The sequence below is a fragment of the Robertmurraya sp. GLU-23 genome (assembly GCF_052983275.1).
The window spans coordinates 85,295-98,714 of the sequence record NZ_JBRKCV010000009.1; the positions used below are offsets into that span (position 1 = coordinate 85,295).

The 13,420-nt window shown below is 33.8% G+C and carries 10 protein-coding genes; all 10 read left to right on the forward strand.

The features are described from left to right. Positions 1 to 27: 27 nt before the first annotated feature. The 10 genes from ACVBAX_RS15335 to ACVBAX_RS15380 all read left to right on the forward strand — a co-directional run bounded on the left by ACVBAX_RS15335 (position 28) and on the right by ACVBAX_RS15380 (position 13,268). Positions 28 to 354: a nucleoside triphosphate pyrophosphohydrolase gene (locus ACVBAX_RS15335; protein WP_447117778.1), complete on the forward strand. Its 327-nt coding sequence runs from the start codon at positions 28 to 30 to the stop codon at positions 352 to 354. Next, the gene (locus ACVBAX_RS15340; protein ID WP_447117779.1) at positions 347 to 2,776 is read left to right on the forward strand and encodes a DEAD/DEAH box helicase family protein; all 2,430 of its coding nucleotides are present in this window, start codon (positions 347 to 349) and stop codon (positions 2,774 to 2,776) included. Before ACVBAX_RS15335 ends, ACVBAX_RS15340 begins: the two co-directional genes overlap by 8 nt. Positions 2,777 to 3,599: 823 nt before the next feature. Beyond that, complete coding sequence (locus tag ACVBAX_RS15345; RefSeq protein WP_447117780.1) at positions 3,600 to 4,601, forward strand: DnaD domain protein; 1,002 nt, start codon at positions 3,600 to 3,602, stop codon at positions 4,599 to 4,601. Further along, on the forward strand, positions 4,601 to 5,857 hold the full coding sequence (locus ACVBAX_RS15350) for a replicative DNA helicase (protein WP_447117781.1): 1,257 nt from the start codon (positions 4,601 to 4,603) through the stop codon (positions 5,855 to 5,857). Before ACVBAX_RS15345 ends, ACVBAX_RS15350 begins: the two co-directional genes overlap by 1 nt. A 57-nt stretch (positions 5,858 to 5,914) precedes the next feature. Next, entirely contained in the window at positions 5,915 to 6,340 is a 426-nt protein-coding gene (locus tag ACVBAX_RS15355; protein ID WP_447117782.1) for a hypothetical protein, read from the forward strand. 12 nt (positions 6,341 to 6,352) lie between these two features. Next, complete coding sequence (locus ACVBAX_RS15360; protein WP_447117783.1) at positions 6,353 to 6,931, forward strand: thermonuclease family protein; 579 nt, start codon at positions 6,353 to 6,355, stop codon at positions 6,929 to 6,931. A 521-nt stretch (positions 6,932 to 7,452) separates the two neighbouring features. After that, complete coding sequence (locus ACVBAX_RS15365) at positions 7,453 to 8,412, forward strand: hypothetical protein (protein ID WP_447117784.1); 960 nt, start codon at positions 7,453 to 7,455, stop codon at positions 8,410 to 8,412. A gap of 465 nt (positions 8,413 to 8,877) precedes the next feature. Then, entirely contained in the window at positions 8,878 to 10,965 is a 2,088-nt protein-coding gene (locus tag ACVBAX_RS15370) for a GmrSD restriction endonuclease domain-containing protein (RefSeq protein ID WP_447117785.1), read from the forward strand. 173 nt (positions 10,966 to 11,138) lie between these two features. Beyond that, positions 11,139 to 12,332, forward strand: coding sequence for a type I restriction enzyme HsdR N-terminal domain-containing protein (locus tag ACVBAX_RS15375; protein WP_447117786.1), 1,194 nt, complete (start codon positions 11,139 to 11,141; stop codon positions 12,330 to 12,332). A 96-nt stretch (positions 12,333 to 12,428) separates the two neighbouring features. Further along, on the forward strand, positions 12,429 to 13,268 hold the full coding sequence (locus ACVBAX_RS15380) for a nuclease-related domain-containing protein (RefSeq protein ID WP_447117787.1): 840 nt from the start codon (positions 12,429 to 12,431) through the stop codon (positions 13,266 to 13,268). The last annotated feature ends 152 nt before the right edge of the window (positions 13,269 to 13,420 follow it).

The window sequence follows — 13,420 nt, forward strand, 5'->3', positions numbered from 1 at the left end:
AAGAATACTATATAGGAGAGATATGTAATGCCAATATACAACAAACTAGTCCGTGACCGAATTCCAGAAATCATTGAAAAAACAGGGAAGAGATTCACTTCCCACATCCTTTCAGATAAGGAATACATAGAAGAGCTAAGAAAAAAAGCTTATGAAGAACTAGAAGAATATATGAATACAAAAGATAAAGAGAGCACCCTTGAGGAACTTGCAGATGTTCTTGAGATTCTTCATGCACTTTCCGAGGCACATGGCTCTTCAATAGATGAAGTTGAGACCATTCGTAAGGAAAAAGCCGAAAAGAGAGGTGGATTCCAAGAAAAGATATTCTTAATTGAGGTTGAAGATGAGTGAGGTAAAGTTAATTACAACCAATTTGAAAGCTGAGATAATAGAAAATATAAATAAATCATCTACCATATACATTTTAACTTCCTTTGTAATGAAGTCCGGTGTAGAACTACTAAAAGCACCGCTTTACCAAGCAGCTATAAGAGGTGCGGATATTAAGATTTGTACGGGAGACTATTTGTTTGTAACCCAGCCAGATGCACTCAAGGAATTAATTAGTATCCATGAAAGTATTAAAGTACGACTATGGAGAAGTAGTGGGACATCGTTTCATCCAAAGGCATATATTTTTCAGGATAAAAATGAAGGGATGTTGGTGATCGGTTCTTCAAATCTATCAAGATCAGCCTTAACTACTGGGATTGAGTGGAATTTATTAGTCGGTGAGTCTTCAGCAAAAGATAGCTTCCAAGATGCATTAGATCAGTTTTCTAGGCTGTTTTATCATGATCAAACGATTCCGGTGAATCATGAGTCAGTAGCCTTTTATAAGAAGGAATACGATACATATCATCAAAAGTATCCTAACCTCGTAAATAAGTGGACAGAACGTGAAGAAATCGAGTTAATGCTGTCAACAGAAGGTAAGCTTAATGAGGTAGAGATAGTAAAAGAAGAGTCTCTTTCCTATGGAAGTATTCAACCTCGTTTTGCCCAAATTGATGCACTTGATGAATTGGAAAAGACTTTAGAAGAGGATTATTCAAGTGCATTGGTTGTAATGGCTACTGGATTAGGTAAAACTTATTTAGCAGGATTTTTTGCTCGAAGTTTCTCCCGAATTCTTTTTATTGCACATCGAGAAGAAATTTTACATCAAGCACAGAAATCTTTTAAAACCATCATGCCAGATAGATCATACGGTATATACAATGGAAAGCAAAAGGAAGGAACAGCAAACTGTGTTTTTGCATCCATTTTTACACTGAGTATGAAACAACATCTTGAAGTATTTAATCCAGAAGATTTTGATCTCATCATAGTAGATGAATTTCATCATGCTGCGGCTGATACTTATCAACGTGTGTTAGATTACTTTAAGCCAAAGTTTTTACTAGGAATTACGGCAACACCTGATCGAAATGATAATAAAGATGTTTTTGCATTATGTGATGGGAATGTTGCTTATCGGATCGATTTTTTAGAAGCGATTCAACGAAGATGGTTGGCTCCATTTCAATATTTTGGGGTATACGATGATACTGACTACTCGCAAATAACTTGGTTAGGTAACAAATACTCAGAGAAGGAATTACTTCAAGCTCAATTACGTGATGATTTAGCAGATAAGATTCTGGAAGCGTGGAATACATACAAACAAACAAGAACCATTGCCTTTTGTTCTTCAATAAAGCAAGCTGACTTTCTTTCTGAGCATTTTAATAAAAAGGGCTATCGAACAATTAGTTTACATTCTAAGGAGCTTTCGGTTAGTAGACAAAGAGCGATTGAAATGATTGAGGCACGAGAACTTGATGTAATCTTTACAGTTGATCTTTTTAATGAAGGGGTCGATATCCCAGTTATAGACACACTACTTTTTGTTCGACCAACTGAGTCATTGACTGTCTTTACCCAGCAGGTTGGTCGTGGGTTGAGACTTAATGAAAATAAAGAGTATTGTGTAATTATTGACTTGATTGGGAATTACCGAAATGCTGATGTGAAATTAAGCTTATTTGATACAAATAGGGGAGAAGGTACTAAAAAGAATATCCAACCTGAAGTTCCTGAAATTTGTTCAATCAATCTAGATATAGCTGTAATTAATATGTTGGAAGAAATGGCTAAGAAAAAACAACCTAGAAAAGAAAAACTTTTACAAGATTTCATTGATTTAAAACTAGAGCTTGGTAGAAGACCAACCTATTTAGAGTTGCATTTAAAGGGAAGATCTGAATCAAATCATTATAAACAAGAATTTAAATCATATATCGGTTTTTTACATTGGGCCGAGGAATTAACTAAAAACGAAAGTGATATTTATAGACGTTTCGAAGATTTGATTATTGAAGTTGAAAGAACTGGCATGGCTAAAAGCTATAAAATGGTTGTTTTACTTGCTATGTTAAGTCGAGGTCATGAAAATTGGTATAAGCCCATCACACCTGAAGAAGTGGCACCGTTCTTTTATCAATATTTAACGGAAAAGGAATACAGAAAAAGAATTGATTTCTCCGACAAAGAAACAAAGCGTTTATGGGAATATGACGAAGATAAAGTAAGTAAGCTTATTGTGAAAATGCCGATGGCTAAGTGGAGTGGAAGTTCAAAAGGACTTGTAGTGTTTGAAAATAATCAATTTTACTTTAAAGTCGAGGTAAATTCAGAAAAAGAAGAGACTCTGTTTAATTGGATTAATGAAATTTGTAAGTATCGTTTACATTGGCATTTTGAAAGAAAAGGGAATAGTCAATTGCTTTAATATTGCCATTCAGTTTTTAAGAGGCAGCATTAACTTGTTCGACCCTGACCACCGGTATCTAAAGTGAATTTTTATAAGACAGAGTTACAAATCTTTTAATTTGATTAGTAACTCTGTATTTTTATGTAAAATAATATCTAACTTGATAAGATAAGTCCTCCATTTAAAAAAAATAAATAAAAAAAATGTGTACCAATTTACGTTAATAGTAACAACTGCTTAGATTTTTAAAATGAATAAAAAATTTCACATAATTTTCACAAGGATACATCCTTAAAATAGCTAACTTAATTAAAAAAGACAAAGGAGGTTAGTCATGAAACATAGTATTAACAAAACATTTTTGTATCTAAACAGACTAGGGATTTAGAAGTTGAAAGTACAGAGGTAGATGTAAAAAATATTATTAACACTATGAAGTTGAACAAGGAAAAAAATGAAAAACGAACTTTACGAAGGCTAAAACGTGATTTTAAAGGAAAGACAATTCAAAAGGTAGGAGATAGTTGGATAATTAGTTAGTGTTGTTATCTCTAAATAACCTGAAATGATAGAGAGTTATGGATGTTTCTTCTGATTTTTAAAACCATCGTAATGGCTAAGTATTATAAATTTGGTGTCCAGAACTGGGCACTTTTTTTGTTTTTGAATAAGAAATAGGGAATTAAAACGTTTTTTTGTAACTTTGCAGGACTATTATGTACCTAGAGATTGCATTGTCATAAAATAGACAAAACTTTTCTAAAAACACCTAACCTTTTTCATCATTACTTTATATATCATCTATGAAAGCACTTTTTATAGATGAAAGGGATGAAGTTAAATGGCAAGATACCGAATCGTTCGTACTGATTTTTGGAAGAACCCAGTTATTAAAGAGGAATTAAATGGGGAGGAAAAATACTTTTACCTTTACCTACTGACCAATCCAAACACCACACAAATTGGAATCTATAAAATTATGAAAAAGCAGATGGCCTATGATATGTGCTATTCCCTCGAAAATATTCATTCATTAGTGGAACGATTCTCTGAGGATTATCAGTTGATTCGTTACAATCCTGAAACTAGAGAACTTGCCATTAGAGACTGGTGGAAGCATAACCTACAAAAAGGTGGGAAACCAGTGATGGATTGTATATACAGCGAATTAAAAGTGGTTCAGGACCTTTCGCTCATCCGATATGGATCAGAAACCATTACTAAGCCAGACATCTATAGCCTCTATGAATTCTTTTATAATCAAGCTGACAGAGATTCTATAGATGCAGTAAGTGTTGTAAATGAAACGGATACATATGTAGAGCTGGTTTGTGAAGAAGCTGCCGATACGTTTACGTGTCGTGATACGCTTCGTGAGCAAAATAAAAAAACTAAAAAAGAAAAAGAAAAACAACTACAACAAAAAGCTTTTACTCCTGAGATAGAGAAAAATAGTCAGATAGAGTCGCCACATGTCACTCAAAAGTCAGGAGATGTGAAAGAAATTATAGAGTTTTGGGACTCCAACGGATTTGGTTTTACAAACGTAAACGGAAAAGAGCAGCTGTTAGCTTGGTTAGATGATTCTCGTTTTTTACAGCCGAAAGAGATTATCCTAAAAGCCATGACGATTGCCTGTGCCAATAATAAGCGCAAGCTAAATTATGTGGTAGGTATTCTGAAAAACTGGGAAAATGAATCTTTACTAACCGTAGAAGAAATAGATTCGTATGTTGAGGACCAAAAGCCCGTAGCAAAGCAAAAGCAAGCATCTGGAACACTACCTGCGGGAAGAGATATTCCAAGTGGATTTGTGCTTGATCTTACGGCTGGTGAAAAGTGATGAGTATTCCTGAAAAAGCATTTTTAGGCAGCTTGATGAAGGCAGAGTACTTACTCAAGGATACCGTGGTTCAACCGGAACAACTCGAACTCTCACGTCACAAAGAACTCATGAGGAGAATGATAGAGTTCAATCAAGCTGGCAAGAATATTGACTTGATCACCTTAACGACCTTACCAGACTTAGAATCATTTGGTGGGATGTCCTACCTCTCGGAGCTGTTATCTCATGCAGATGTGGAGAAATTTGACGGATTGGAAAAGCTCATTCTGGATTCCTGGAAAGAAAGGGAAAAGAGAAACATCTTAACGATCGCAACCATGAATGATTGGGAGGTTGCTAAAGTCATAAGTGAATTAGATAAAATCAACCAAGCGAAGATGGATGATCACACGTCTATAAACCAAGCCTTATCATCCATTTGTGAGTCTCCTTGGGAAGATCCAATAGGGTTACAAACGGCAACAACCGGTATTAAAAAGCTCGACGAAGTCACGGGAGGCTTTCAAGGTGGGGAGGTCACCATTCTTGCGGCTAGGCCATCGATGGGAAAAACGGACGTGATGCTTCATTTTGCCAAAATGTCAGGCTGGGCGGGGTTTCTGCCACTCGTCTTCTCTCTGGAAATGCCTGAAAAGTTAATCACTTCTCGATTAGTTGCTAGCACAGGAGGCTTTAACCGTAGAAAAATGAAAGATCCGAAACATAGCCTAAGTGAAAGTCAAAAGAATAAATGGTTTGATGTGATAGGTGAACTCAATGAAACCAATATCCAAATATTTGATGGATCTGGACAAACCATTAGTGAAATGAGAGCAAAAACACGAAAATTGATCAACCAATTTCCCTACAAGAAACCCATCCTCTTTATTGATTACTTAACATTAATCCAGTCAAGTCAATTTTATGGAGGCAATGCCCATCAACAAGTAACGGAAATATCCAAATCCCTAAAAACGATGGCGAAGGATTTCGATTGCCCAGTGATTTGTTTGGCCCAGCTCAATCGATCGGTCGAATCAAGAGCCAATAAGAAGCCGATGATGTCTGATATTCGGGAATCGGGGAGTGTGGAGCAGGATGCGGATGTGATTTTGTTCTTGTATCGAGAAACCTACTACGACAAAGAAACCGAGGATCGTTCCCTTGAAATCATAATCTCAAAAAATCGAAACGGTCCAGTGGGAAGTATTAAAATAGATTACAACGAGCATACAGGAGAGATTGAGGAACCAAAGGAATCAGTTATTTCTTGATAGACCAAATAGAGCCCATTGAACGGATAAAAATATCAAATGCCGAGGTGTTTTAACATGGTTGTGAAAGAGGTTTACCGAGATTGTATAATGTATGAAGAATCCGCATTGGCCCACTATATCCACCATTTACTAGCAGAAAAGAAACTGACATTAGACGACGATATGTCCAAAATAGACTTACAACAAGCCGATCATCAGAAAGTAAGGGAAATGATTGAAAAGAATGTGTTAGGTTTTCGTAAGGTGGGCATCTACTCTCTGAAAATGAACCAGCAGGAGTTTATCTTTATCTTTGCTCATAACCGGGAAGAGGCCATCCAGTTCTTTATGAAAACCTTCCATGAACACCCATTGAACTGTCATGAATATTCACTAGATTTCGAGCTTGCTAGAGGGAATGATGTGATTTCGTTTCGGGATATGAGGAAGGAATATAAGAGTTTTCCGGCTGTTGCGGGTAGTTATAAAAGGATGCGTTGAAGGGTGATGATTATGAGAAAAGGAATGGGAGGAGTTGCTTTGATCGCAGCTGCTTCCTTTCTCACCTTCTATTCGTCTCCGAGAGAAGAAGTAATACAAGAGGTTAGCTTTCAGATGACTGAAAATCGGGTCAATAAATTACAGAAACAGGTACCCGTTACAATAATAGAAACGATTGACGGTGATACGATAAAAGTTCGATTAAACGGTAAGACCGAAACGGTTCGCTATTTATTGATTGATACACCGGAGTCGAAACATCCAAACAAGTGTGTTCAAATGTATGCTGAGGAAGCCTATTTACGGAATAGAGAGTTAGTAAAGAGCGGCAATCTTACCTTAGAATTTGAACATGGGAATACAAAAGATTACTACGGACGGTTGTTAGCTTATGTGTTTGTTGATGGGGAATCTATTCAAGGAACGCTACTAAAAGAAGGATTTGCACGAGTGGCTTTTGTTATGAATCCTCCCTATAAGTATCTTGAGTTATTTAGGGAAAATGAAAATCTAGCTATAAGAAGAAAATTCAATTTTTGGAGCAAGGTTGATTTTGTGACGCTCAGGGGATTTAATGGGTGTTTACTTTAAAAAAATATATTTTTTGGATTCCACCCATATTCGGTACTGCTATTCTTGTAGGACACCTAAAAATCAAATTTGTTTACGGTAAAAATGCCAACGACTGAAGGTATAGCTGATAGTGCAAATGAAATTTTGTATTGTTTTTTTTATCGTGTAAAACAGATTGTATTTTAAATATAGATTGGCTCTTAATTCCAGATTCTTGTAAGTGTAAATATAAGGAGTAAGATATTCAACTAACATTGAATCCTTACCCACAACTATTTTCTACTTATTAGAAGTTATAATTGAACTTAGATATTATGATCCAAGGTTATGTTAGAAAATCTTGGATCTTTTTTTGTAATAGAGTTCATACAGGTTGATTAAAAGGGTAGCAGGTAGGAGAAATATCAACATTTTAAGAGATTAGCAAATTGGGTGTTTAACAATGTTTGCCTTATGGAAGATTAGCATCAATTGTCGAATCATTGTTCATCTATAAAGGTATTTTATTTGGTAACATTGTAGAAAAAGGGGGGGCTTATATGAGATATTTATTTTTTTTATGTTTAATTTGTTCTTTTTTACTAACGTCCTGTTCTTCTAAAGAAACAACTAATGCGGAAGACACTAAAACAAACGTAACTGAAGAAGTGAAACTTTTACTTGGAAAAGGTCAATACACAAAAGCTCAAACATTAACAAATGAAGCTCGTACTAAAGATACTAATGAAAATGAATACTATGAGATCCTATTGGACTATATTCGATTAAAGAAGTTATTTGACCAAGAGCGTTATGCAACATATATAGATGAATACATTTCATCCCCAGTAAAGGAAAAGAATTTACAAGAAGAGATAGTAGAGATGGTTATCTTCTCTTTTGAATTTTTGCTTGAAAAGGAAAAGAATATTTTGGCTACTAAATATTATTCATCGTTAGATGACGATACTAAAGTTCATTTAGGTGAACTTAATGGTAAATTAGAGCAAATAGAAAAAGAAGTTAAGAAACAAGAACAAGAAAAAAAAGAAATTGCAAAAGCTTCCCCTTCTAAGTTGGAAAAGTATATAAAATATATGAATGAAGGGAACTACGAACTTATATCAAACGAAACAGCTACTGATTTGTCTAATCTGGGGGGAAACTTTTTTAACTTAAGTCTTGCGTATAACAATTTCTATAATAATAACAGTATCGTTTACATTCAGGGTAACGAATCATTACCGGAAAACTTCTTAAACGCGATAACTAATCCGCTACCTGAAGTTCAACCGTTTATTGATCGGTTAAGGACCGAAATTAACAACAAGAAACAACCATCAGAAAATTTTGGTGTAAGTATTGGTATGACCAGGGAACAGGTATTAAGTTCTTCATGGGGAAATCCACAATCAATAAATACCACAACATCATCCTATGGGAGCAGGGAACAATGGGTATATGGAAATGGGAATTATTTGTATTTTGAAGATGGAATATTGGTTACAATTCAAAATTAAATTGGTCTTTAGTATCTAAACCCAATACTCATTCTGTATACATGGCAAATTTATGAGGAAAAAATAAAAAGTAATTTTGTATCTTTATTGTTATTAAACAAGTAAAAATATCTTTTCAATTGGAGGCTAAAAAGATTTAGCCTTTTCTATTTTTTTATTTGGAGATGTAGTTATTAAAGAATTAACCAATATCTCGTTCATTATATTGGTTAAGTCAAGCCTTATTAATAATAAACACTTTATTATTTTGCCTATTTCTTTTTGCTTTCGGGAATTTGTGGGTTCTTATTAGTACATATACTGTTACTAAATTTTGGTATAATGTCAATATAAGTAGTTTTTAAATAGGTCTGATGTAAATGATGTGCTATTTGTCGGTTCACAACCAATTGGTTATTAGCATTTTTCTCACAGGGTGTTACTTTTGCTGCTGTGAGAACAATATTCTAGAGGGTGATGATAAAAATGAAAGCTTCTGAAACAAATTTTTTGAAATTTCTTCAAGGTACAAAACAATTTATTATACCGATTTACCAAAGAAGATATAGTTGGACTATAGAACAGTGTAGGCAACTTTGGAATGACATTGTTCGTGCCTCAGAGGATGAAACAGTTAAAGGTCATTTTGTAGGATCTATCGTTTATATAGAAAAGGGCTTATATCAGATTTCTGCAGTTCCTCAATTACTTGTTATAGACGGGCAACAACGTATGACAACACTTACTCTTTTACTTCTTGCTTTGGGAAGAGCGATAAAAGAAAGTACTGAAGCAGTGGAAATTACAAGTAAAAAAATCATGAATTACTATTTAGTCAATAATGAAGAGGAAGATGAACTATTTCACAAGCTAATATTAACTCAGACCGATAAAAATACTCTACTTTCACTCATCAATGAAAAAGAAAGACCTGAACCATATTCACAAAGAGTATTTGAAAACTTCACTTTCTTTTTAAATCAATTAAACAAAAGTGGAATAGAGCTAAATTCCATTTATAGAGGTATTTCAAAGCTAATTGTAGTTGACATATCACTTGATCGCGATCATGACAATCCACAATTAATATTTGAAAGTTTGAACTCCACTGGCTTGGACTTATCACAGGCGGATCTTATTCGTAATTATGTATTAATGAAACTTGATACAAAAGAACAGGAGACTCTTTATAAATCTTACTGGCATCCAATGGAGAAGGGTTTTGGAAACCAAAGTGACTCTTCTATGTTCGATAGATTTATGCGTGATTATTTAACCGTAAAAACAGGGCGGATACCAAACATTAAGTCAGTTTACTCAGATTTTAAAGATTACGTATCGCAAAAAGAGAATTTGAGCATTGAACAAGCAGTTCAAGATATTTACCAGTATTCAAAATATTTTGTGAATCTAGCCTTTCTGACTGAAAAAGATAAGGAGATAAATGATGTCCTGAAAGACATTAATTCCTTAAAAGTTGACGTATCATACCCATTTTTGCTTGAGGTTTATGATGACTTCAACAAGCAAAAAATAACAAAAGATGAATTTATTTCTATTCTAAAATTCGTCGAAGCATATGTGTTTAGAAGAGCAATCTGTGGAGTACCGACGAACTCCCTCAATAAAACTTTTGCAACATTTAGTAAGGAAATAAATAAATCTAAATACTTAGAAAGTGTAAAAGCAATTTTTGCACTTAAAGATTCTTATAGAAGGTTTCCGAGTAATGAGGAATTTGTAAGAGAGCTTAAAGTTAAGGATTTATATAATTTTAGGAATCGAAATTACTTATTGAGGAAGTTAGAGAATTTTGATCGCAAAGAAATCGTCGATATTGAAGCCTATACGATAGAACATATTATGCCTCAGAATGAGAACTTATCTATAAAATGGAAAACTGATCTTGGTGAAAACTGGGAAGAAATACAAAAAACGTTTTTACATACGTTAGGTAATCTGACGCTTACAAGGTATAACTCCGAATTAAGTGATAAGCCATTTAAAGAGAAAAGGGATATGAATGGTGGTTTTGCTGACAGTCCTCTACGACTTAATAGAGGGTTGGGTAAAATTGAAATATGGAATGAACATGAAATCATATCACGTGGGGAAAAGCTTGCTGAACAAGCCGTATTAGTTTGGAGTTACCCAGATATATCAGAAGATGCTTTATTACAATACAAAAAGAAACCTGTAGTAAGCGAAAAAGATACATATACGATTAATGACTATCCTGAGTTGAATGGAGAGATGCTTAATCTTTTTCAAGAACTTAGCAAAAGGATTTGTAACCTTGATAGCTCAGTTAGACGAGAGTTTAAAAAACTCTACATCGCGTATAAAACGATAACGAATTTTGTAGATATTGTGCCACAGAAGCAAAGACTTCGATTAAGCCTTAACATGCCTTTTAATGAGATTCATGATCCAAAAGGAATCTGTAAAGATATAACAAACCTTGGTAGATGGGGAAATGGTGATGTAGAGGTTGGGTTATCCAACCCTTCTGAAATTGAAGATATAATGTATTTGATTCAACAAGCTTTCGAAAAGCAGAGAGATGAAGAGTGAGTTGAGATTGAAAAATTCGCTCATAGTATTAAAATTTTTACTTTGTTGATTCAACTGAACAATTATTTAATGGAAAGGGATTTCCCAATTTGTGAACTCTCTTTTTGTTTACATGGAGCCCTGTTACATTTATGTTAAAGTTAGGATGGAAGTAGAAAAAAAGGGAGTGTCATATGATTAATCTTGATTTATACAAATCTGTAAGAGTCTATAAAAGAAATAGAAAGAAATATATTTATGATCCTATTAGAAAAAAGCTTATTCTACAAACACCAGAAGAGTTGGTAAGGCAAAAGTTTGTCCAATATTTAATTCATGAAAAAAACGTACCTAAAGAATTGATAGGAATAGAAGTGCCTATGTCTTACTTTGACCATAAAGCAAGCGGTAGAGCAGACATTATAGTTTATACTACCGATCAAAATGATTCCCTCGTTCCAATTTTGATTGTGGAGTGTAAATCCGAAATTACACCATTAATTGATGATGTTTTTAACCAGGTTTATGATTATGAAGATGTTATCTATGCAGATACGATTGCAGTGACAAATGGTGTCGAACTTTTTGTGGAATCATGGAATGAAAAACAGGATCAATACCTACCTTTAGAGGAATTACCTGATTATGTTAGTTTGGTAACAAAGATGAACTATAGATATACAAAGCAAGAACCCTATGTCTATAAAAGAAGAAAAATTGAAGATTTTAATAAGAAAGATGTTCTAGAATTCTATCAGAATCGTTTTTTGGGAATTACTGATGAGAAATTGTATTCTTTTATTATTAACCTCAATGAATTATTCTGGGATGATTCTGTAAAAATTCCCTATAAGGAACTTTATGGTATCAAGTATGTTAATGATCTTGGTGTAAGGTTCACCAAGTTTGGTAATGCTTCAGGATATGATTGGACTGGAGATTATCGCTCATTTATTGTAGAGGATAAAAAAGGAAGTAACCAAATCATTAGTCTTGCTATATTAGGAGGATATCTAATTGTAGCAATAGACAATGATAAATATAGTCATAATTCACTACAATTGTTTATACAAAATTTTGTAGAGGTCAAAGGAAATAATGTTGAAGTGTTCCATAATGGAAGACTTACTTTAGGAAAGAGTGGAATGGTAAAGTATTCCGAGATACTAGATTACGTTGAAGAAAAGGCTCCTGGTTTAGTAATCAATCCTAGAAAAATAGATCTCGGATATCTGGATAACTCAAAACAATTTGATTGGGAACAAGAAGATGTTCGTAATTTCATTGGGAGACTAGTAAAGTATGCAATTATAAGAGATGATTTTAGAGAACAAAAGAGGAAGCAACTAGCAAAAAGTAAGAAGAGAAGTCTATCCAAAAAGTTATGATTTTTTTATATAGTGAAAAAAGCAATCGAACAAAAAGGATAAATCCGTACAATCTGTTGATAAACAGATATCAATAGCAGATATAGGGAGAAACGTATGAAACTAATACTTAATTTATTTAAAAAGAATAAAGGTGAAGACATAATAACAAAAGAAACTCAAACTCCACCTATAAAGAAAAATAATGAAAAAATCGCAAATCGCAAGGGGGTACTGGGTGAATATAAAATTAATATTCAGTTAGACCAACTTCCTAAGGAGTACAAATACTTAAGTGACGTACTGGTTGAAAATCTAAAAGCTAAGTCTGGCTATTCTCAGATTGATCATATTGCTATAACTCCCTATGGGATCTTTGTAATAGAAACAAAAAACTATCAAGGCACTATATATGGTGGGAAAACAAGAAAAACATGGTCTGTTAATGGAAAATTCAAGATGATGAATCCATTCATTCAAAACTATGGTCACATCCAAGCAATAAGAGATATTCTTGATAAGAAGTACCATGATTTATTTATTTCGATGGTCTCCTTTACGAAACGATGTACGTTTAAAATAGATGAGTTAGATTTTAGGAAGATTGCTTCGAATGAATTACTTGTATATGATGTGGAATTGTCTGATTACATACACAGGAAGGTATCAGTGCTTAAGATACACCACAAAGAGCCACTATTAAGTGTGGAGGATATTAGCATTATTTATAATGCAATTGTAAAAGCAAATATTGAGGACCAAGTGATCAGAGAGAAACACGTTCAATCGTTAAAAGAGGAAGCTGTGCCAGAAAAAAATTCTGCTATAAAAGACAACAAGCAAGATAAATGTATGGTTTGTAATAAGCCTGTATCGGATAAAGTGAGAGAATTTTGCTTATCAAACAAAAAGTTTTATGGGAAGATATATTGTTATGAACATCAAAATAAAAGTTAGGAACTTGAAATTGAGAATAATATGAAGGAACACGTAATTAATCAATAAATGAACTTCCTAAAATACGAATTTCTTGTGGATCTTGTCAGATTTACAAGGATTTTCCGAGAGAGTAGCTAGGGGGATTACTCCCTATTTTTTTATTTATTCCC